The organism is Enterobacter cloacae complex sp. GYL001 (assembly GCF_049237125.1).
Lineage (GTDB): Bacteria > Pseudomonadota > Gammaproteobacteria > Enterobacterales > Enterobacteriaceae > Enterobacter > Enterobacter hormaechei_C.
On record NZ_JBMKGW010000002.1, the window covers coordinates 21,595 to 43,664 of the forward strand.

At 56.1% G+C, this 22,070-nt stretch carries 19 protein-coding genes; 13 read left to right on the top strand and 6 right to left on the bottom strand.

Annotated elements, in window-relative coordinates; translation table 11 throughout:
- The first annotated feature begins 190 nt into the window (after positions 1–190).
- From mreB to tldD, 7 genes are all read left to right on the top strand, one after another.
- Positions 191–1,234, top strand: a complete 1,044-nt coding sequence (mreB, locus tag ACOTWU_RS04190) for a rod shape-determining protein MreB (RefSeq protein WP_000913396.1) — start codon at positions 191–193, stop codon at positions 1,232–1,234.
- Between the two features lie 62 nt (positions 1,235–1,296).
- A complete protein-coding gene (mreC, locus tag ACOTWU_RS04195) occupies positions 1,297–2,313 on the top strand; it encodes a rod shape-determining protein MreC (protein ID WP_003860400.1) in 1,017 nt (338 codons plus the stop codon).
- Positions 2,313–2,801: a rod shape-determining protein MreD gene (gene mreD / locus ACOTWU_RS04200; RefSeq protein ID WP_003860402.1), complete on the top strand. Its 489-nt coding sequence runs from the start codon at positions 2,313–2,315 to the stop codon at positions 2,799–2,801. Before mreC ends, mreD begins: the two co-directional genes overlap by 1 nt.
- A gap of 9 nt (positions 2,802–2,810) precedes the next feature.
- Positions 2,811–3,404 (top strand): Maf family protein, encoded by a 594-nt coding sequence (locus ACOTWU_RS04205; RefSeq protein WP_040118162.1) that lies wholly within the window; start codon positions 2,811–2,813, stop codon positions 3,402–3,404.
- Entirely contained in the window at positions 3,394–4,863 is a 1,470-nt protein-coding gene (rng, locus tag ACOTWU_RS04210; protein ID WP_003860405.1) for a ribonuclease G, read from the top strand. The genes ACOTWU_RS04205 and rng overlap by 11 nt, the downstream gene beginning before the upstream one ends.
- A gap of 42 nt (positions 4,864–4,905) precedes the next feature.
- Positions 4,906–8,712, top strand: coding sequence for an AsmA2 domain-containing protein YhdP (gene yhdP, locus ACOTWU_RS04215; RefSeq protein WP_126499198.1), 3,807 nt, complete (start codon positions 4,906–4,908; stop codon positions 8,710–8,712).
- Between the two features lie 83 nt (positions 8,713–8,795).
- Entirely contained in the window at positions 8,796–10,241 is a 1,446-nt protein-coding gene (gene tldD / locus ACOTWU_RS04220) for a metalloprotease TldD (RefSeq protein ID WP_017382710.1), read from the top strand.
- A 49-nt stretch (positions 10,242–10,290) separates the two neighbouring features.
- On the opposite strand, the gene aaeR is transcribed toward tldD, so the two are convergent.
- Entirely contained in the window at positions 10,291–11,217 is a 927-nt protein-coding gene (gene aaeR, locus ACOTWU_RS04225) for an HTH-type transcriptional activator AaeR (protein ID WP_003860415.1), read from the bottom strand.
- 179 nt (positions 11,218–11,396) lie between these two features.
- Between aaeR and aaeX the strand changes: the two genes are divergently transcribed.
- From aaeX to ACOTWU_RS04250, 5 genes are all read left to right on the top strand, one after another.
- Positions 11,397–11,600, top strand: a complete 204-nt coding sequence (aaeX, locus tag ACOTWU_RS04230; RefSeq protein ID WP_003860416.1) for a p-hydroxybenzoic acid efflux pump operon protein AaeX — start codon at positions 11,397–11,399, stop codon at positions 11,598–11,600.
- Between the two features lie 7 nt (positions 11,601–11,607).
- A complete protein-coding gene (gene aaeA, locus ACOTWU_RS04235; RefSeq protein ID WP_017382713.1) occupies positions 11,608–12,540 on the top strand; it encodes a p-hydroxybenzoic acid efflux pump subunit AaeA in 933 nt (310 codons plus the stop codon).
- Positions 12,541–12,545: 5 nt separating this feature from the next.
- Positions 12,546–14,513 (top strand): p-hydroxybenzoic acid efflux pump subunit AaeB, encoded by a 1,968-nt coding sequence (gene aaeB / locus ACOTWU_RS04240; protein WP_015572008.1) that lies wholly within the window; start codon positions 12,546–12,548, stop codon positions 14,511–14,513.
- An 86-nt stretch (positions 14,514–14,599) separates the two neighbouring features.
- The gene (locus ACOTWU_RS04245; RefSeq protein WP_017382714.1) at positions 14,600–16,054 is read left to right on the top strand and encodes an NAD-dependent succinate-semialdehyde dehydrogenase; all 1,455 of its coding nucleotides are present in this window, start codon (positions 14,600–14,602) and stop codon (positions 16,052–16,054) included.
- Positions 16,055–16,099: 45 nt separating this feature from the next.
- Positions 16,100–16,372, top strand: a complete 273-nt coding sequence (locus ACOTWU_RS04250; protein WP_003860424.1) for a barstar family protein — start codon at positions 16,100–16,102, stop codon at positions 16,370–16,372.
- A 59-nt stretch (positions 16,373–16,431) separates the two neighbouring features.
- Here ACOTWU_RS04250 and yhcN read toward each other — a convergent pair whose 3' ends face one another.
- Positions 16,432–16,695: a peroxide/acid stress response protein YhcN gene (yhcN, locus tag ACOTWU_RS04255; protein ID WP_006812160.1), complete on the bottom strand. Its 264-nt coding sequence runs from the start codon at positions 16,693–16,695 to the stop codon at positions 16,432–16,434.
- Positions 16,696–17,073: 378 nt separating this feature from the next.
- Positions 17,074–17,544 (bottom strand): transcriptional regulator ArgR, encoded by a 471-nt coding sequence (gene argR / locus ACOTWU_RS04260; RefSeq protein ID WP_003860428.1) that lies wholly within the window; start codon positions 17,542–17,544, stop codon positions 17,074–17,076.
- A gap of 397 nt (positions 17,545–17,941) precedes the next feature.
- Here argR and mdh point away from each other — a divergent pair, with 397 nt between their 5' ends.
- The gene (gene mdh / locus ACOTWU_RS04265; RefSeq protein ID WP_003860429.1) at positions 17,942–18,880 is read left to right on the top strand and encodes a malate dehydrogenase; all 939 of its coding nucleotides are present in this window, start codon (positions 17,942–17,944) and stop codon (positions 18,878–18,880) included.
- A gap of 51 nt (positions 18,881–18,931) precedes the next feature.
- On the opposite strand, the gene degS is transcribed toward mdh, so the two are convergent.
- The 3 genes from degS to zapG form a co-directional block, all read right to left on the bottom strand.
- On the bottom strand, positions 18,932–19,999 hold the full coding sequence (gene degS, locus ACOTWU_RS04270) for an outer membrane-stress sensor serine endopeptidase DegS (protein ID WP_003860430.1): 1,068 nt from the start codon (positions 19,997–19,999) through the stop codon (positions 18,932–18,934).
- Positions 20,000–20,091: 92 nt separating this feature from the next.
- Entirely contained in the window at positions 20,092–21,459 is a 1,368-nt protein-coding gene (degQ, locus tag ACOTWU_RS04275; RefSeq protein ID WP_040118159.1) for a serine endoprotease DegQ, read from the bottom strand.
- A 170-nt stretch (positions 21,460–21,629) separates the two neighbouring features.
- Positions 21,630–22,028: a Z-ring associated protein ZapG gene (gene zapG / locus ACOTWU_RS04280; protein ID WP_003860432.1), complete on the bottom strand. Its 399-nt coding sequence runs from the start codon at positions 22,026–22,028 to the stop codon at positions 21,630–21,632.
- Positions 22,029–22,070: the final 42 nt, after the last annotated feature.

Consider the following 22,070-nt stretch of genomic DNA (forward strand, 5'->3'; position numbering starts at 1 on the left):
CAAGTGAAAGTGAGGGACGCTGCTGTTTACTCAGCCCTGAGGGATTCAGGGGATGAATTTGTAACAAAGGAAACGTGCTGCACTAATTTTCACCGTAGCAGACGATTTTTGCGCCTTGTCGCTGCTGCGTGTGGTTGGTAAAGTAAGCGGATTTTGTTTTCCGCCCCAGCTTTCAGGATTATCCCTTAGTATGTTGAAAAAATTTCGTGGCATGTTTTCCAATGACCTGTCCATTGACCTGGGTACCGCGAATACCCTTATTTATGTAAAAGGACAAGGCATCGTATTGAATGAGCCTTCCGTTGTGGCCATTCGTCAGGATCGTGCCGGCTCGCCAAAAAGCGTGGCCGCAGTAGGTCATGATGCGAAGCAGATGCTGGGCCGTACGCCGGGCAACATCGCCGCGATCCGCCCTATGAAAGACGGCGTTATTGCTGACTTCTTCGTGACCGAAAAAATGCTTCAGCACTTCATCAAGCAGGTTCACAGCAACAGCTTCATGCGCCCAAGCCCGCGCGTGCTGGTGTGTGTGCCGGTTGGCGCAACCCAGGTTGAACGCCGTGCGATCCGTGAATCCGCTCAGGGTGCCGGTGCGCGTGAAGTGTTCCTGATTGAAGAACCGATGGCTGCGGCAATTGGTGCGGGTCTGCCGGTTTCTGAGGCTACCGGTTCTATGGTGGTGGATATCGGTGGCGGTACCACTGAAGTGGCCGTTATCTCCCTGAACGGTGTGGTGTACTCCTCTTCCGTGCGTATCGGCGGCGACCGTTTCGACGAAGCCATCATCAATTACGTTCGCCGTAACTACGGCTCTCTGATCGGTGAAGCAACCGCAGAGCGCATCAAGCATGAAATCGGTTCTGCCTATCCGGGTGATGAAGTACGCGAGATCGAAGTTCGCGGTCGTAACCTGGCTGAAGGCGTGCCACGCGGATTCACCCTGAACTCCAACGAAATCCTGGAAGCGTTGCAGGAGCCGCTGACCGGCATCGTGAGCGCGGTGATGGTTGCGCTGGAACAGTGCCCGCCAGAGCTGGCTTCCGATATCTCCGAGCGCGGTATGGTTCTGACCGGTGGTGGTGCGCTGCTGCGTAACCTCGACCGCCTGTTAATGGAAGAGACAGGTATTCCTGTCGTAGTTGCAGAAGATCCACTGACTTGCGTCGCCCGTGGTGGTGGCAAGGCGCTGGAAATGATCGACATGCACGGCGGCGACTTGTTTAGCGAAGAGTAGTCGGGTGTGAGAGGGTAGCAATTCGCTACCCTTTCTCTCTGACGCGAGAATACGCATAGCCTATGAAGCCAATTTTTAGCCGTGGCCCGTCGCTACAGTTTCGCCTGATCCTGGCGGTTCTGGTTGCGCTCGGGGTCATTATTGCCGATAGCCGCCTCGGTACGTTCAGCCAGATCCGAACGTACATGGATACCGCCGTCAGTCCTTTCTACTTTATTTCAAATGGTCCCCGTGAACTGCTCGACTCCGTGTCGCAAACGCTCTCATCGCGTGACCAGCTCGAACTCGAAAACCGTGCGTTACGCCAGGAACTGCTGCTGAAAAATAGCGAGCTGCTGATGCTGGGGCAATATAAGCAGGAAAACGCCCGTCTGCGCGAACTGCTTGGCTCGCCGCTGCGCCAGGATGAACAGAAAATGGTCACCCAGGTGATCTCCACCGTAAACGATCCGTACAGCGATCAGGTGGTGATTGATAAAGGCAGCGTGAACGGCGTATACGAAGGTCAGCCTGTCATCAGCGATAAGGGCGTCGTGGGCCAGGTTGTGGCGGTTGCCAAACTGACCAGCCGCGTGTTGCTGATTTGCGATGCCACCCATGCACTGCCGATTCAGGTGCTGCGTAACGATATTCGCGTGATTGCCGCCGGTAATGGCTGCACGGACGATCTGCAACTGGAACACCTGCCTGCCAACACGGATATCCGCGTGGGCGACGTGCTGGTGACGTCCGGTCTGGGCGGTCGTTTCCCTGAGGGCTACCCGGTTGCGGTTGTCTCTTCCGTGAAGCTCGACACTCAGCGTGCCTACACCGTGATTCAGGCGCGTCCAACGGCCGGCTTGCAGCGTTTGCGCTACCTGTTGCTGCTGTGGGGCGCCGATCGTAACGGCGCTAACCCGATGACCCCGGAAGATGTGCATCGCGTGGCCAACGAACGCCTGATGCAGATGATGCCGCAGGTGCTGCCTGCGCCGGATGCGATGGGACCACCTGCACCCGTACCGGCTCCGGCGACGGGGTTAACGCAGCCGCTGCCGGATGCGCCCCCACCGCCGCAAGTCTCGGGTGGAGGGCAGTAGTGGCCAGTTATCGTAGCCAGGGGCGCTGGGTAATCTGGCTCTCATTCCTCGTAGCACTGTTGCTGCAAATTATGCCCTGGCCGGACGACATTCTTGTTTTCCGGCCAAACTGGGTGTTGCTCATTTTGCTCTACTGGATCCTTGCCCTGCCGCACCGCGTAAATGTCGGCACAGGTTTTGTGATGGGTGCCATACTGGATCTTATCAGTGGCTCTACGCTTGGCGTCCGCGCCTTATCCATGAGCATTATTGCGTATCTCGTCGCACTCAAATTCCAGCTCTTTCGTAACCTTGCGCTCTGGCAACAGGCGCTGGTGGTGATGTTGTTGTCGCTCGCTGCGGATATCGTTGTTTTCTGGGCAGAGTTTTTAGTGATCAACGTCTCTTTCCGACCGGAAGTGTTCTGGAGTAGTGTAGTAAACGGTGTGCTCTGGCCGTGGCTGTTCCTGCTGATGCGTAAAATTCGCCAGCAGTTTGCCGTGCAATAAAAGGTTTCTATGACGTCTTTGTATCTTGCCTCCGGTTCTCCGCGTCGCCAGGAACTGCTCGCGCAGTTGGGTGTCTCCTTCGAACGCATCGTTACCGGTATCGAAGAAAAACGTGCTGAGGGTGAAAGCGCTCAGCAGTATGTCTCTCGTCTGGCGCGTGAAAAAGCGCAGGCGGGCGTGGCATGCGTGCCGCGTGACTTACCGGTGCTGGGTGCGGATACCATCGTCATTCTCAATGGTGAGGTGCTTGAGAAACCCCGCGACGCAGACCATGCGGCGCGGATGCTGCGTAGCATGTCCGGACAAACCCATCAGGTGATGACGGCGGTAGCGCTGGCAGATAGCCAGTACGTTCTGGATTGCCTTGTGGTAACGGAAGTGACGTTCAGAGTCCTCACCGACGAGGAGATCGCCGGCTATATCGCCAGCGGTGAACCTATGGATAAAGCAGGTGCATACGGTATTCAAGGGTTGGGTGGCTGTTTTGTCAGGAAGATAAATGGCAGCTATCACGCCGTAGTCGGCTTACCGCTGGTGGAAACGTATGAGTTGCTGAGCAATTTTAACTCACTGCGTGAGGGAAGGGATAATTATGACGGCTGAATTGTTGGTAAACGTAACGCCATCGGAAACCCGTGTGGCCTACATTGATGGTGGCATTCTCCAGGAAATTCATATTGAGCGTGAAGCGCGACGCGGAATCGTAGGCAATATCTACAAAGGTCGTGTCAGTCGTGTCCTGCCGGGTATGCAGGCGGCTTTTGTAGATATTGGGCTCGATAAGGCGGCGTTTTTACATGCCTCCGATATCATGCCGCACACCGAATGCGTGGCAGGCGAAGAGCAAAAGCAGTTTGCCGTGCGCGACATCTCTGAGCTGGTGCGTCAGGGCCAGGATCTGATGGTGCAGGTGGTAAAAGATCCGCTGGGCACCAAAGGCGCGCGTCTGACCACCGACATCACCCTGCCTTCACGCTATCTGGTCTTTATGCCGGGGGCGTCGCACGTCGGCGTGTCACAGCGTATTGAGAGCGAAAGCGAGCGTGAGCGCCTGAAAAAGGTGGTCAGCGCCTACTGCGACGAGCAGGGCGGGTTTATTATCCGTACCGCGGCGGAAGGGATCAGCGAAGAAGATCTGGCCTCGGATGCGGCCTACCTGAAGCGCGTCTGGACCAAAGTGATGGAGCGTAAAAAACGCAACCAGACCCGCTACCGGCTGTACGGTGAGCTGGCGCTCGCTCAGCGCGTATTACGCGATTTCGCCGACGCCCAGCTTGACCGCATCCGCGTGGATTCCCGTCTGACGTACGAAGCCTTACTGGAGTTCACCGCCGAGTACATCCCGGAAATGCCGGGTCTGCTGGAGCATTACACCGGACGCCAGCCAATATTTGACCTCTATGACGTTGAAAACGAAATCCAGCGTGCGCTGGAGCGTAAGGTTGAGCTGAAATCGGGTGGCTATCTGATCATCGATCAAACCGAAGCGATGACCACCGTCGACATCAACACCGGCGCGTTTGTCGGCCATCGCAACCTCGATGACACCATCTTCAACACCAACATAGAAGCGACGCAGGCCATCGCGCGTCAGCTTCGTCTGCGTAATCTGGGCGGCATTATCATCATCGACTTTATCGATATGAACAATGAAGATCACCGCCGTCGCGTGCTGCACTCTCTGGAGCAGGCGCTGAGTAAAGATCGCGTGAAAACCAGCATCAATGGCTTCTCGCAGCTCGGTCTTGTGGAAATGACCCGGAAACGGACCCGCGAAAGCGTGGAACATGTCCTGTGTAATGAGTGTCCAACCTGCCATGGACGCGGAACGGTAAAGACGGTGGAGACGGTCTGCTACGAGATCATGCGTGAGATTGTCCGTGTCCATCATGCCTACGACTCAGACCGTTTTCTGGTCTATGCTTCCCCTGCGGTGGCGGAGGCCCTGAAAGGGGAAGAGTCGCACGCGCTGGCAGAAGTGGAAATCTTTGTCGGCAAACAGGTAAAAGTGCAAATTGAGCCGCTCTATAACCAGGAGCAGTTTGACGTCGTCATGATGTAAACGCAGTTCGCTGCGAGATTTAAGGCTGACAAGGAGAGACGCGTGAGGCGATTGCCGGGGATTTTACTGCTTACAGGGGCAACGCTGGTCGTGATTGTCGCGTTGCTCGTGAGCGGGCTGCGTCTCGCCTTGCCGCATCTGGACAGCTGGCGTCCGCAGATCCTGGCAAAAATCGAATCCGCCACCGGCCTGCCGGTGGACGTGAGTCATATCGAGGCAAGCTGGCAGAACTTTGGCCCGACGCTAGATGCCCGGGATATCAGCGCCGGCCTGAAAGATGGCGGCCACCTCAAAATCAAACGCGTCACCCTGGCGCTGGATATCTGGCAAAGCCTGCTGCATCTGCGCTGGCAGTTTCGCGATCTCACCTTCTGGCAACTTCAGCTGATGACTAACACGCCGCTGCGAAGCGGCGACAGCGATCGGGGGCTGGAAACCAGCCGTATCAGCGATCTGTTCCTGCGGCAGTTCGATCATTTCGATCTGCGCGACAGCGAAGTGAGCTTTATTACCCTTTCCGGGCAGCGCGCTGAGCTGGCGATCCCACAGCTGACCTGGTTAAACGGGAAAGATCGCCACCGCGCCGAGGGGCAGGTGAATCTCTCCAGCCTGAACGGGCAGCACGGCGTTATGCAGGTGCGGATGGATCTGCGTGACGACAATGGCCTGCTGAACAACGGCAGGGTGTGGCTACAGGCGGACGACGTGGACGTGAAGCCGTGGCTCGGTGAGTGGTTACAGCAGAACATGCAGCTGGAGACCGCGCGCTTCAGCCTGGAAGGCTGGATGACCCTGACGAACGGGGCGTTCGCCAGTGGCGATATCTGGCTTAAGCAGGGGGGCGCGAGCTGGAAAGGGGAAAACCATCAGCATCAACTTTCCGTCGATAACCTCACCGCACACGTGACGGAGGATAAAGGCGGCTGGCAGTTCGCTATTCCGGATACGCGCATCTCCATGGATAACAAACCCTGGCCGCGCGGCGCGCTGACGCTGGCGTGGATGCCGGAGCAGGACGTCGGCGGGATAAACGGTAAACGCAGCGACGAGTTGCGTATCCGCGCCAGTAACCTGGATCTGACGGCGATCGAAGGGCTGCGTTCAATGGCCGCAAAACTCTCCCCGGAGCTGGGCGAAATCTGGCTGGCGACGCAGCCGAGCGGGCAGATAAACCGGCTGGCGCTGGATATTCCGCTCCAGGCGACGGAAAAGACGCGTTTTCAGGCGGCATGGAAAAATCTCGCCTGGAAACAGTGGAAACTGCTGCCGGGTGCCGAGCACTTCAGCGGTAAACTGGAAGGAAGCGTGGAAAACGGCAGGCTGACGGCAGAAATGCAGCAAGCAAAAATGCCGTACGAAACGGTCTTCCGTGCGCCACTGGAGATCGAAAAAGGAAATGCCACCCTCAACTGGCTGAAGAATGACAAAGGTTTTCAGCTCGATGGCCGCGATATCAATGTGAAAGCCAAAGCGGTACATGCGCGCGGTAATTTCCGTTATCTACAGCCTGAAGGCGATGAGCCGTGGCTGGGTATTCTGGCGGGCATCAGCACGGATGACGGTTCACAGGCGTGGCGCTACTTCCCGGAAAACCTGATGGGGAAAGCGCTGGTGGACTATCTCAGCGGCGCCATTCAGGGCGGCCAGGCGGATAACGCCACGCTGGTCTACGGCGGCAACCCGCACCTGTTCCCGTATAAGCACAACGAAGGCCAGTTCCAGGTTCTGGTGCCGCTACGCAACGCCACCTATGCCTTCCAGCCGGACTGGCCGGCGCTGAAGAATCTGGATATTGAACTCAACTTCCTCAATGACGGCCTGTGGATGAAGACGGACAACGTTGCGCTGGGCGGCGTAACGGCAAGCAACCTGACGGCAAACATCCCGGATTACTCCAAAGAGAAACTGCTGATTGATGCGGATATTAAGGGGCCGGGCAAAGCGGTTGGCCCGTACTTTGAAGATACGCCGCTGAATGACTCCCTGGCAGCCACCCTTCAGCAGTTGCAGTTAGATGGCGATGTGAATGCTCGCTTACATCTGGATATCCCGCTGGACGGTGAAATGACCACCGCCAAAGGCGACGTTAGCCTTAATAACAACAGCCTCTATATCAAGCCGCTGGACAGCACGCTGAAAAACCTCAGCGGTCAGTTCAGCTTTGTTAACGGCACGCTGAAAAGTGAGCCGCTGAAAGCGACCTGGTTCAATCAACCCGTCAATATCGATTTCTCCACCACCGAGGGCGATAAAGCCTACCAGGTGGCGGTCAATATGGACGCGAACTGGCAGCCGTCACGCATGGATGTTCTGCCGAAGCCGATTGAGAATGCGGTGGACGGCGCGGTGTCATGGAATAGCAAGGTCGCCATCGACCTGCCTTATCATGCCGGTGCGCGCTATAACGTCGACATTACGGGCGATCTGAAAAACCTCAGCAGCCAGCTTCCCGCGCCGCTGAATAAGAAAAGCGGTGAAGCATTGCCCGTCAACGTTAAGGTTGCGGGCAACCTTAACAGCTTCGATTTAACCGGAAATGCTGGCGGCACAAACCACTTCAATAGCCGCTGGCTGCTTAACCGCAAGCTGACGCTGGACAGGGCGATCTGGACGACGGACAGCCGTACCACGCCGCCGCTGCCGGAGCAGGCGGGCGTTGAACTGAATCTCCCGCCGATGGATGGCGCAGAGTGGCTGGCACTGTTCCAGAAAGGTGTCGGGCAAAACGTCGACCAAACGGCGCAGTTCCCGCAGTCCATTACCTTGCGCACGCCTGCGCTGACGCTGGGCGGGCAGCAGTGGAACAACCTGAGTATTGTCTCCCGGCCGACGGTAAACGGCTCAAAGGTCGAGGCGCAGGGGCGTGAGATCAACGGTTCGTTGACCATGCGCGATCACGCGCCATGGCAGGCGGCTATCCGTTATCTTTATTACAATCCGACCTTTACGGCGTCTAAAGCAGAGTCGACAAGCGCTTCTCCTGTCAGTGGCAGTGGAACGTCGCGCGTGGATTTCAGCGGCTGGCCCGATCTCCAGCTGCGCTGTGCGGAGTGCTGGCTGTGGGGGCAAAAATATGGCCGTATCGACGGTGATTTTGCTATTCAGGGCAATACGCTGAGCCTCACTGGCGGGCTGGTGGATACCGGCTTTGGCCGCATGACTGCCGCTGGCGAATGGGTGAACAAACCGGGTGAACAGCGCACCTCGCTGAAGGGCGATATTAAAGGCAACAAGCTGGACGCCGCGGCTAACTTCTTCGGCATCAGCACGCCGCTGCGCGGATCGTCCTTCGATGTGAATTACGATCTGCACTGGCGCGCTGCGCCGTGGACACCCGATGAAGCTTCGCTTAACGGCATCCTGAAAACCCACTTCGGTAAGGGGGAGATTGCCGATGTGAGCACGGGGCGCGCCGGGCAGATCCTGCGTCTGCTGAGTTTTGACGCGCTGCTGCGCAAGCTGCGCTTCGACTTTAGCGACACCTTCAGCGAAGGTTTCTACTACGATTCCATTCGCAGCACGGCGTGGATCAAAGACGGCGTTCTGCACACCGACGATACGCTGGTGGACGGCCTGGAAGCGGATATCGCGATGAAAGGGTCAGTGGATCTCGTGCGCCGCGAGCTGGATATGGAAGCCGTGGTGGCGCCGGAGATTTCCGCAAGCGTGGGCGTTGCGGCAGCCTTTGTGGTCAATCCTATTGTCGGGGCGGCGGTGTTTGCGGCCAGTAAAGTGCTGGGGCCGCTCTGGAGCAAAGTCTCGATTCTGCGCTATCGCATTACCGGGCCGGTTGATAAACCACAGATTAATGAGGTGCTGCGCCAGCCGCGCAAAGAAGCACAGCAATGATTTGACGTGGGCAGGTAATTGCCTCACTCTCAATAAATACGATCTTTATACCGCCACGGGCGGCAACGAACGAGTAGCAATAGATGAGTCTGAACCTGGTAAGTGAACATTTGCTCGCAGCGAACGGCCTGAGCCATCAGGACCTGTTCTCCATTCTTGGTCAACTGACCGAACGCCGCCTCGACTACGGCGATCTCTATTTCCAGTCGAGCTATCACGAATCCTGGGTTTTAGAAGACAGCATCATTAAAGATGGCTCTTATAACATTGACCAGGGCGTCGGCGTGCGCGCCGTCAGCGGCGAAAAAACCGGTTTTGCCTATGCAGACCAGATAAGCCTGGCCGCGCTGGAGCAGAGCGCGCAGGCGGCGCGAACCATTGTGCGCGATACAGGCGACGGACGGGTGAAAACGCTGGGTGAAGTGCAGCACGCTGCGCTCTATACCAGCATCGACCCGCTGCAAAGCATGAGCCGCGAGGAGAAGCTGGACATCCTGCGTCGCGTGGACAAAGTGGCTCGCGCGGCGGATAAACGCGTGCAGGAAGTCTCTGCCAGCCTGACCGGTGTTTATGAACTGATCCTGGTGGCGGCGACAGACGGTACCCTGGCCGCTGACGTTCGCCCGCTGGTGCGTCTCTCTATCAGCGTGCAGGTTGAAGACGACGGCAAGCGCGAGCGCGGCTCCAGCGGTGGCGGCGGTCGTTTTGGTTATGACTGGTTCCTGGGTGATGTTGACGGCGAAGCCCGCGCGGATGCATGGGCAAAAGAAGCCGTGCGCATGGCGCTGGTCAACCTGTCTGCCGTGGCTGCACCCGCCGGTACGTTGCCGGTGGTACTGGGCGCAGGCTGGCCGGGAGTGCTGCTGCACGAAGCGGTCGGTCACGGCCTGGAAGGTGATTTCAACCGTCGCGGGACGTCCGTATTCAGCGGTCAGATGGGGCAGCTTGTCTCCTCAGAGCTGTGCACCGTGGTGGATGATGGCACCATGCTCGACCGTCGCGGCTCGATTTCTATCGACGATGAAGGTACGCCGGGTCAGTACAACGTGCTGATCGAAAACGGCGTACTGAAAGGCTACATGCAGGACAAGCTTAACGCGCGCCTGATGGGCGTTGCGCCGACGGGTAACGGCCGTCGTGAATCCTACGCACATCTGCCGATGCCGCGCATGACCAATACTTACATGCTGCCGGGCCAGTCCACGCCGCAGGAGATTATCGAATCCGTTGATTACGGTATCTTCGCGCCAAACTTTGGTGGCGGACAGGTGGATATCACCTCCGGCAAATTTGTCTTCTCTACCTCAGAGGCGTATCTGATTGAGAAGGGCAAAGTGACCAAAGCGGTGAAGGGCGCAACCCTGATTGGCTCCGGCATTGAGGCCATGCAGCAGATTTCCATGGTCGGTAACGACCTGAAACTGGATAACGGCGTGGGCGTTTGCGGCAAAGAGGGCCAGAGCCTGCCTGTGGGCGTCGGTCAGCCTACGCTGAAAGTGGATAATCTGACGGTGGGCGGCACGGCGTAAATTTTCCCCCGCACTCTAACCCTCTCCCCAACGGGGAGAGGGGAAAAGCCTACTCTTTCCTTCTACCTCGCATGCCCTGAAACAGCTCCGCCACTTCCACAAAATAGTCCGTCAGATAGTTAATACAGACCTGCACCTTCAGCGGCAGCTTATCCTTTTCGGTATAGAGCGCGTACACCGGACGCGGATCGGACTGGTAGCGCGGAAAGAGGATCTCCAGCACGCCGCTGTTGATCTCGTTGATCACCCACATCAGCGGTACGTAGGCGATCCCGGCCCCGGCCACCAGCCAGCGTGAGATGGTCATCGGATCGTTGGTGACGAAGCGGCCTTCAGGCAGCAGTTTAGTGGAAAGCCCTTCCGGCGCGATCAGTTCAAATTCGTTATCTGGCCGAACGCTGTATTCCAGCCACGAGTGGTTGCTCAGGTCGGCAGGTTTTTCCGGCACGCCATACTGTGCCAGATAGCTTTTCGAAGCGCAGACCACCATCGGCATGCTGCCCAGTCGACGCGAGAACAGGCTCGAGTCCTGCAACGCGCCAACGCGGATCACCACGTCTAACCCATCGGCAATCAGGTCCGGTGCCGGAATGCCCGTTACCAGATTAACGGTTAAACCGGGATACTCTTTAAGCATTTCCGCCGTCATGGCAGCGAGAACATTTTGTGCCATAGTTGAAGAACAACCGATACGCAGCGTGCCGATAGGCGTGTTGTTAAAGGCATAGAGCTGCTCGTGAACATCCTGCACCTCATGCAGCATTCGACGGCAGCCCTGATAGTAAATTTTACCCGCTTCCGTCAGCCCAATGCTGCGGGTGCTGCGGTTGAGCAGCTTCACCTGGAGCTCATCTTCCAGTTTTGACACTGTCTGGCTAATGGATGAGACGCTCATTTGTAGCTGACGTGCTGCGGCGGTAAAAGAGCCTTGCTCAACCACTTTCGCAAAGACGGACATGCGTTTTAGACGTTCCATTATTCACTCTGGCTTAAAAGTGATTTAGATCACATATGATAGATAACAGCATAACAGTTACGTTAATATATTATTAATTACATAACGGCTGCGCCACTCTCGCCCGGCAATTCTTGCTCTCCTGCGGCGGCGCGAGCTTAAAAATCCAGTAACCTGCACTCTCTTTAATCAAGGTCAACATGAGTCTGTTTCCCGTTATCGTGGTGTTCGGTTTGTCGTTCCCACCGATATTTTTCGAGCTTCTTTTATCACTGGCGATCTTCTGGCTGGTGCGCAAGGTGCTGGTCCCTACCGGGATTTATGATTTCGTCTGGCATCCTGCATTGTTCAATACCGCGCTGTATTGCTGCCTGTTCTATTTAATATCGCGCATGTTTGTCTGAGGTTGATGTGAAAACGCTAACAAGAAAAATCTCCCGCACTGCCATCACTATGGCGCTGGTCATCCTGGCGTTCATCGCTATTTTTCGCGCCTGGGTTTATTACACCGAATCCCCGTGGACGCGCGATGCGCGTTTCAGCGCGGAGGTGGTCGCGATAGCGCCCGATGTCGCCGGTCTCATTACGGCGGTCAACGTCCACGATAACCAACTGGTGAAAAAAGATCAGGTGCTGTTCACCATCGACCAGCCGCGCTATCAAAAAGCGCTGGAAGAAGCGGAAGCCGACGTGGCGTATTACAACGCGCTGGCCGCTGAAAAACGCCGTGAAGCAGGTCGCCGTAACAAGCTGGGCATCCAGGCTATGTCCCGGGAAGAGATTGACCAGTCTAATAACGTGCTGCAAACCGTGCTGCATCAGCTGGCAAAAGCGCAGGCGACGCGCGATCTGGCGAAGCTCGATCTGGAACGTACCGTTATCCGCGCGCCGTCCGATGGCTGGGTGACCAACCTCAACGTCTATGCGGGTGAGTTTATCACGCGCGGCTCAACTGCCGTGGCGCTGGTGAAACAGAACTCCTTCTACGTCCTCGCCTATATGGAAGAGACCAAGCTGGAAGGCGTGCGTCCGGGCTATCGCGCCGAAATCACGCCGCTCGGCAGCAACCGGGTCCTGAAGGGAACCGTGGACAGCGTGGCCGCGGGGGTGACCAACTCCAGCAGTACCAATGATACAAAAGGGATGGCGACCGTCGATTCTAACCTCGAGTGGGTTCGCCTGGCGCAGCGCGTACCGGTACGCATTCGTCTGGATGAGCAGCAGAGCAACCTCTGGCCCGCAGGCACCACCGCGACGGTGGTGATCACGGGTGAAAAAGACCGTGATGCCAGCCAGGATTCTATCTTCCGTCAAATCGCCCATCGCCTGCGCGAGTTTGGTTGATCGCTATGGGCATTTTTTCCATCGCCAGCCAGCACATCCGCTTCGCCGTGAAGCTGGCATGCGCCATTGTGCTGGCGCTGTTTGTTGGCTTCCATTTCCAGCTTGAAACACCGCGCTGGGCCGTTCTGACCGCCGCGATCGTCGCCGCCGGTCCTGCCTTCGCGGCGGGTGGCGAACCTTACTCCGGGGCAATTCGCTATCGCGGGATGCTGCGTATTATCGGCACCTTTATCGGCTGTATCGCCGCTCTGACCATTATCATCCTGATGATCCGTACGCCGCTGCTGATGCTGATTGTGTGCTGTATCTGGGCGGGTTTTTGCACCTGGGTCTCTTCGCTGGTGAAGGTGGAGAACTCGTACGCCTGGGGCCTGGCGGGATATACCGCGCTGATTATTATCATCACCATTCAGAGTGAACCGCTGCTTGCTCCGCAGTTCGCCGTCGAACGTTGTAGCGAGATTGTCATTGGTATCGTCTGCGCGATTGTCGCAGATCTGCTCTTCTCTCCGCGATCCATCAAGCAGGAAGTCGATCGTGAGCTGGACGCGCTGATTGTTGCTCAGTACCAGCTTATGCAGCTGTGCATTAAGCACGGCGACAGCGAAGAGGTCGACAAGGCCTGGAGCGCGCTGGTGCGCCGCACGCAGGCGCTGGAAGGGATGCGCAGTAATCTCAACATGGAGTCTTCCCGCTGGGAGCGGGCCAATCGTCGTCTGAAAGCGATCAATACCGTCTCGTTAACGCTGATCACCCAGGCGTGTGAAACCTACCTGATTCAGAACACCCGCCCCGAAGTGGTAACGGATACTTTCCGCGAACTGTTTGATGAGCCCGTGGAGACGGTGCAGGACGTGCATCGACAGCTTAAACGCATGCGTCGTGTGATTGCCTGGACAGGAGAACGGGATACGCCAGTCACCATTTATACCTGGGTAGGCGCCGCAACGCGCTACCTGCTCCTGAAACGCGGCGTGATTAGCAACACCAAAATCAGTGCGGCGGAAGAAGAGGTATTGCAGGGCGAAGTGGTGATCAAACCGGAGTCCGCCGAGCGCCACCATGCGATGGTTAATTTCTGGCGTACCACCCTGGCTTGTATACTCGGCACGCTGTTCTGGCTGTGGACCGGCTGGACGTCCGGCAGCGGCGCGATGGTGATGATTGCCGTCGTCACCGCGCTGGCGATGCGTCTGCCCAACCCGCGCATGGTCGCGATCGATTTTCTGTACGGCACCATTGCGGCGTTACCCATTGGTGCGCTCTACTTCCTGGTGATTATTCCCTCGACGCAGCAAAGCATGCTTTTGCTCTGCATCAGCCTGGCGGTGATGGCGTTCTTTATCGGGATTGAGGTACAAAAACGCCGTCTGGGATCGTTGGGTGCGCTGGCGAGCACGATTAACATCATCGTGCTGGATAACCCGATGACCTTCCATTTCAGCCAGTTCCTGGATAGCGCATTAGGTCAGCTGGTGGGCTGTTTCCTGGCGATGATGGTGATCCTGCTGGTGCGGGATAACTCTCAGGCGCGGACAGGGCGTGTGCTGCTGAATCAGTTTGTGTCGGCCGCCGTATCGTCATTGACTACCAACACCGCGCGGCGCAAGGAGAACCACCTGCCGGCGCTCTATCAACAGCTGTTCCTGTTGCTGAATAAATTCCCGGGCGATGTCGCCCGCTTCCGCCTGGCGTTAACCATGATTATCGCGCACCAGCGTCTGCGGAACGCGCCAGTGCCGATCAACGACGATTTGTCCGCCTACCACCGCCAGCTACGGCGAACGGCGGACCATGTGATATCGGCATCCAGTGATGACAAACGTCGCCGCTACTTTAAGCAACTGCTGGAGGAACTGGATATCTACCAGGAGAAACTGCGGATCTGGGAAGCGCCGCCGCAGGTTACCGAGCCGGTAGAGCGGCTGGTGTTTATGCTGCACCGCTACCAGAATGCGCTGACAGACAGCTAACGAAGAGAAAACCGACGCCAAAAGCGTCGGTTTTTTTGTGGCTATACTTATTCTTGCAGGTTCAAACATTCAGGAAGGGAGGACACATGACAACCCAGGCTCTTCAGGACAGTATCCTTTTTCAGACCGGGTATCTGGTTAACGGTATCTGGAAAACACTCGACACCACGTTTGATGTGCTAAACCCGGCCACGGGCGAGGTGGTCGCGAAAGTGGCGAAAGCAGGGAAAGCCGAAACCGAAGAGGCCATTGCGGCCGCGACGAAGGCCTTTCCCGCATGGCGCGCAAAAACGGCAAAAGAGCGCTCCACGATCCTCTATCGCTGGTATGAACTGATTATCGAGAATAAAAGCTGGCTCGGGCGACTGATGACTACCGAGCAGGGCAAGCCGCTGAAAGAGGCTGAAGGTGAGGTGGACTACGCTGCCAGCTTCATTCAGTGGTTTGCCGAGCAGGCCAAGCGCGCCAACGGTGAAATCATTCCTCCGGTTAAACCCGGCTCCCGTATTCTGGCCACTCGTGAACCTGTCGGGGTGGTTGCTGCTATCACGCCATGGAATTTCCCGATGGCCATGCTCACCCGTAAGCTCGGCCCGGCGCTGGCAGCAGGATGTACCGGCGTCATCAAGCCTGCAAACAACACGCCGCTGAGCGCCTTTGCGCTGCTGACGCTGGCGAAGCAGGCCGGTGTGCCGGATGGTGTGCTGAATGCGGTCGCGGGGAGCACCTCAGAAATTAGTGACGCCATTATGGCCAGCCATGACGTGCGCAAAATCTCGTTTACCGGATCAACCGCCGTCGGGAAAACGCTGGTTCGCAATTCCGCAGAGACCATGAAAAAGGTATCGATGGAGCTGGGCGGTAATGCGCCATATATCGTTTTCGAGGACGCGGATATTGAGGCCGCCGTCAAAGGCGCGATCGCCAATAAGTTCCGTAACGCTGGGCAGGTCTGCGTCAGCGTAAACCGTTTCTATATTCAGGAGACGGTCTATGACAAGTTTGTCAATCAACTTGCCGATGCGGTGAAGGCGCTGAAGGTGGGGAACGGTCTGGACGAGGGCGTCGTTGTCGGCCCGCTGATTGAGCCTTCGGCTGTCGAAAAAGTCCGTGAGCACGTCGAAGATGCGGTAGCGAAGGGCGCCACGGTGCTGGCTGGGGGTAAACCGCACGAACTTGGCGGCAACTTCTGGATGCCAACCGTACTCGGTGACTGCCATGAAGGCATGAAGCTGGCAGAAGAGGAGACCTTTGGTCCCGTTGCCGCCTGCTTCCGCTTCACGTCGGAAGACGAAGTGGTTATGCGCGCTAACAATACGCCTTACGGGCTGGCAGCCTACTTTTATACCCAGAATCTCTCGCGCGTGTTCCGCGTCTCGCAGGCCATTGAGAGCGGCATGATCGGAATTAATGAATGTGCGGTCTCGACCGAGCTGGGTCCGTTTGGGGGCGTAAAAGAGTCCGGGCTGGGCCGCGAAGGGTCCGTGCTGGGGCTGGAGGAGTTTCTGGAAGTCAAAACCCTGCATATCGGGGGATTATAATAGACAGGGCGGCATTTGCCGCCCGCCTGTACCGGGTGGCTGGCAATGAAAATTTATACCTTTGATTTTGACGAAATTGAGAGTCAGGAAGACTTCTATCGCGAGTTTATTCGGGCGTTCGACCTGGAGCGGGGCAGCGTAAGCAATCTTGATATGCTGTGGGATGTGGTTACCGGCGATCGTCTGCCGTTACCGCTGGAAATCGAATTTACCCATCTGCCTGAAAAACTACGCAGACGCTTTGGTGCATTGATTTTATTGTTTGATGAAGCGGAGGAGGAGCTGGAAGGGCAACTGCGTTTCAACGTGCGCCAGTGATAAAAAAGCCCCTGACCGGGAGGTCAGGGGCAAGTCGTATGATGAGATACGACGAGGGTTTATTTGTACAGTTCTGCGGTAGCGTGCCAGTGGTCGCCACTGCGCGCTTCGATGATGCGATAGGATGACGCACCCTGTTCTTCCGCTTTTTTGTTCAGCATTTCGTGCATGTCCATCGGAGACGTACCGATGGCGCCAACAGAAACAGTCCCGATAGCCTGACGGGATTGTGCCTGTTCAGCATTGATGGTGTCGGCTGCAAACGCACCGAATGACAGGACTGACAGTACGCTCAGGGCAGCTACAGTGGTTTTAATTTTCATGATTATTTACCTCGTCAATTATTTTACTGGGGTCTTTGTTCTGTGACCCTCATCACAAAATCAAGTATACACTAATCACGCAAAAAATTAATACCAGACTAATGGTTTCGTCTGTTATTACGCGTTAAAAAATTCATTTTTTATAACGAGAATGCATAAAAAAGGGCGTCACAATGCGAGGTTTGTGGTTTTTTCTTATTTAAATCAAATGGGTATGGTAATTTGATTTTTTGTGCGATTTTGCGGCAGATCATTAACTGAATGAATGTTAACAGGCGGTAAAAAGCACTATTTGCAAAAGTAGCAGGCAGAGAAAAGCAGGGTAAAACGCGGTAAAAGCAGAATGATCCCCGCAGCCAGGCGCTACGGGGCAGACAATTACAGCTCCTGTTCGAACAGGACCAGAATCGCTTCGTAGAGGTCTTTCACCGAGAAACCATTTGCCGGGGTGGTAAAAATGGTGTCATCGCCGGCGATGGTCCCGAGGATCCCCTCTGCTTTACCCAGCGAGTCCAGCAGGCGGGCAATCAGCTGGGCTGCGCCCGGGCTGGTGTGGATCACGACCACGGCATCGTTATAGTCGATGTCCAGAACCAGGTTTTTCAGCGGGCTGGAGGTCGTTGGCACGCCAAGTTCAGCAGGCAGGCAATAAACCATTTCCATTTTGGCGTTGCGCGTACGCACCGCACCAAACTTGGTTAACATGCGAGAGACCTTCGACTGGTTGATGTTGTCGAAGCCTTGTTCCTGCAACGCCTGAACAATTTCTCCCTGAGAACTGAATTTCTCTTCTTTGAGTAGCGCTTTAAACGCCTTCACTAATTCTTCTTGCTTAGACGAGCTTCGCATAAGTCACCCGGAATATGACGATAGAAACAACATTATTATGCATGTGGATGAATTTTTATGCAAATTATCTACCTGGCACCAGGCTGAAATAATGTTATGAAAGGGAGAGATTTTATCAGATTTCGTTATCGGAAAACATGCCTGGGTCACGCCGCGCAAATAAGCTTAAAAGTAAATTAAATGTTATCAAAATGATGTTGTTTTGGTGGCGTGGCAGGGTGTATTGTAACCCCCTCTTAATTCGTTGTTGCCTGCATCCCGATAGTATTCAGGTGAAGGCGAAAGACGTGCGACCTCAAATTCTTTAGCGATGAAAATTGTAATTAATGACGTGCTGAATTATGGTCGCCGCAACGGAGTTACAGATACTTAAGTTAACCATAATAAGGAGTTTAGGATGAAAGTCGCAGTCCTCGGCGCTGCTGGTGGTATCGGCCAGGCGCTTGCCCTACTACTGAAAACCCAACTGCCTTCAGGCTCAGAACTCTCCCTGTACGATATTGCTCCGGTAACCCCAGGTGTGGCGGTTGACCTGAGCCACATCCCGACAGCTGTGAAAATCAAAGGCTTCTCCGGTGAAGATGCGCGTCCTGCGTTGCAGGGTGCCGACGTGGTGCTGATCTCCGCGGGTGTTGCGCGTAAACCGGGTATGGATCGTTCAGACCTGTTCAACGTCAACGCGGGCATCGTGAAAAACCTGGTTCAGCAGATTGCTGAAACCTGCCCGAAAGCGTGCATCGGGATCATCACCAACCCGGTGAACACCACCGTTGCTATCGCAGCAGAAGTGCTGAAGAAAGCGGGCGTTTACGACAAGAACAAACTGTTCGGCGTAACTACGCTGGATATCATCCGCTCCAATACCTTCGTGGCTGAGCTGAAAGGCAAGCAGCCAACGGAAGTGGAAGTGCCGGTTATCGGCGGTCATTCTGGCGTGACCATCCTGCCTCTGCTGTCGCAGATCCCGGGCGTGAGCTTCACCGAGCAGGAAGTGGCTGACCTGACCAAACGTATTCAGAACGCAGGCACCGAAGTGGTGGAAGCGAAGGCGGGTGGCGGTTCTGCAACCCTGTCTATGGGCCAGGCGGCGGCACGTTTCGGCCTGTCTCTGGTTCGCGCGTTGCAGGGCGAAAAAGGCGTTGTTGAATGCGCCTATGTTGAAGGCGACGGTGAACACGCGCGCTTCTTCTCTCAGCCGCTGCTGCTGGGTAAAAACGGTGTTGAAGAGCGTAAGTCTATCGGCACGCTGAGCGCGTTTGAGCAAAACGCGATGGAAGGCATGCTGGATACGCTGAAGAAAGACATTACGCTGGGCGAAGAGTTCGTTAACAAGTGATCTTATCCCGGTAAAAAAAACGGAGCGTTAAGCTCCGTTTTTTTATGCCCGTCAGTTAGTGGCCGGGTATTCCTGGATGGTGACCTGAATCGTCAGCTTCTTGTCATTACGCATGACTTCAACAGGGATGATGGAGCCCGGGCGAATCTCAGCCACCTGGTCCATGGTTTCCAGCGCAGAGACCGCTGGCGTACCGTTGACGGAAAGGATAACGTCGTTCACCTGGATACCTGCGTTGGCCGCCGGGCCGCCAGGCGCCACTTCGTTGACCACAATCCCCTGGATCTGATCGATACCACCGCCCTGCGTATGCATCGGCGCGATTTCACGCCCGCCAATACCGATGTAGCCACGGATCACGCGGCCATCACGGATCAGCTTGTCCATGATCTTGGTCGCCAGCTGGAACGGAATGGCAAAGCCAATCCCTTCCGGCGTTTCGCCGTCGTTGCTCTTGTCGAAGGAGAGGGTGTTAATGCCCATCAGTTCGCCCAGAGAGTTCACCAGCGCACCGCCGGAGTTACCGTGGTTGATCGAGGCATCGGTTTGCAGGAAGTTCTGCCGCCCTGACGGGTTCAGGCCGATACGACCGGTCGCGCTGATGATCCCCTGAGTGATGGTCTGGCCCAGGTTGTACGGGTTACCGATCGCCAGCACCACATCGCCGATGTGCGGCGTGCGTTTGCGATTAATCGGGATAGTCGGCAGACCGCCCGTGGCGTTGATCTTCAGCACCGCCAGATCGGTCAGGCTGTCCGACCCCACCAGCAGGGCTTCAAACACGCGGCCATCCTGCAAGGCGACGATAATCTGGTCGGCATCGTTAATGACGTGTTTATTGGTGATGATGTAGCCCCGGTCATCCATGATCACACCGGAACCGAGCGTGCGGATCTCCAGCTGGTTATGAGCGGAACTGTTAAGCCCGCGGTTATAGACGTTAACCACGGCGGGGGCAGCACGGCGTACCGCCTGATTGTACGTCGCAGGCGTTTCATCCGTGCTGTCGAACTGAGGAGCCGACAGTTTGTTGAACTGGCGTAAAGATGGCATAGCCACCAGCAGCAGACCGGCAACGATCAAACCAATGACAATTGAACGAAAGAGCTTTAAAAGCATGATGCGTGTGTCGTTAAAATAGGAACGGTTTGCAGCATAACATGAGTTATCCGGACATCACACGCAGCGGCGATGTCCGGAGTCGCAAATGGTTAACGCAGTAAAATGTAGAGGGTGTCGTTGCCACGGATAATTTGCAGGGCAATGACCGCCGGTTTACTCTCCAGCACCTTACGCATTTCGGCAATAGACTGCACGCGAGTGCGGTTCACGCCCACGATCACGTCGTCCTGATGTAAACCTGCCTGCGCGGCCGGGCTGCTCTTCTCAACGGTAGTGACGGTAATGCCTTTCGTGCCGTTTTTAAGCTGACCGTCGCTCAGCGTAGCGCCCTGTAGAGCCGGGGAGATCTGTTCTGCGCTGGCGGAAGAGGAGGTGCTCTTATCCAGCGTCACTTCCACGGTAAGCGGTTTGCCCTCGCGGATCAGGCCCAGCTTCACTTTAGCGCCCGGCTCCGTGGTGGCAATGCGTGACCGTAATTCAGCGAAGCTGCTCAGCGGTTTATCGTTCAGGCTGACAATAACATCGCCGGATTTCACGCCCGCTTTTGCAGAGCCTGAGTTGGGCAGCACTTCGCTGACAAACGCCCCGCGCTGGACGTTGAGCTTAAAGGCTTTGGCGATATCGGCGCTCATCTCCATGCCTTTGATGCCCAGCAGACCGCGCTTAACCTCGCCAAACTGAATCAGCTGTTGAGACAGGGTTTTCGCCATGTTACTCGGAATGGCAAAACCAATCCCGATGCTACCGCCGCCTGGCGCGAGGATAGCGGTGTTGATGCCGATCAGCTCACCGTTCAGATTAAGCAGCGCACCGCCGGAGTTGCCCCGGTTGATGGAGGCATCGGTCTGGATGAAGTTTTCCAGCCCTTCGAGATTCAGGCCGCTGCGCCCCAGGGCGGAGACAATTCCGGAGGTGGCGGTCTGGCCTAAACCGAACGGGTTACCGACCGCGACGGCAAAATCACCGACGCGCAGCTTATCGGAATCTGCAATGGCGATCTGGGTCAGGTTGCTGGGGTTTTGCACCTGTAGCAGGGCGATATCACTCTGATCGTCACCGCCGATCAGTTTGGCGTCAAACTCCCGACCATCGTTCAGCTGAACGCTGATTTTATCGGCCTGGCTGATCACGTGGTTATTGGTCAGGATATAGCCCTTAGCCGCGTCGATAATCACCCCTGAGCCTAGGCCTTCAAACGGCTGAGCCTGCTGATCCGGCGCGTCTTCGCCAAAATATTTCTTCAGCTCTTCAGGAATACGCTGGCTTTGGCGTGCCGTCCCTTCCACCTGAACGCTGACTACCGCAGGCAGGACTTTTTCAAGCATCGGCGCAAGGCTGGGAATGGCTTCTTGTCCAGGCACCTGCGAAGGCAGTGCCGCACTGGCGGGGAAGGACGCCGAGAGAGATAACCCGACACTTAACGCTAAGGCGCTCAACAGCTGGTTTTTTTTCTTCATTGATGCTGACTCTCGTATCCTGGAATGAAAAAGAACGGCCCCAAAAACATCTTGATGTTATTGAATTTTCAACCGCTGAACAATGAGGTGTTTGACTAAATAATAGCTGGGGACGGGAAGAAAGGACGGGCGCATAAGGTGCGCCCGTAAAATTTATTCAGGTTGTGCGATTAATCGCGTTTTACGCCACCGCGCAGCAGGCCGGACGCGCCGTCTGAATAGTCGCGTGGCATCTGAACCGGAGCCTGATCGTTACCGGCTTCAGAATCAGCCAGACGATTGCGGAAGGGGTTGGTCTCCGCGGTCATTTCCGGCAGCAGGCTGCTGGAGCTTTTCGCCATGTGCTGGTAGAGCTGGCGATAATCTGTCGCCATGTTGTCCAGCAGCTCAGCGCTACGGGCAAAGTGGCTGACCAGCTCTTCGCGATATTCTTCCAGTTCGGCTTTGTTCTTTTCCAGTTCGTATTGCAGTGACTGCTGCTGACGCAATTTGCGGTTACCGAAACGCATGGCCACAGCACCAATGATGATGCCGACGACTAAACCGATTAGCGCATATTCCCAGGTCATGAACTTCTCCCGTTGTCTTGTTGTTCCGTAGGGTGTTGGCTC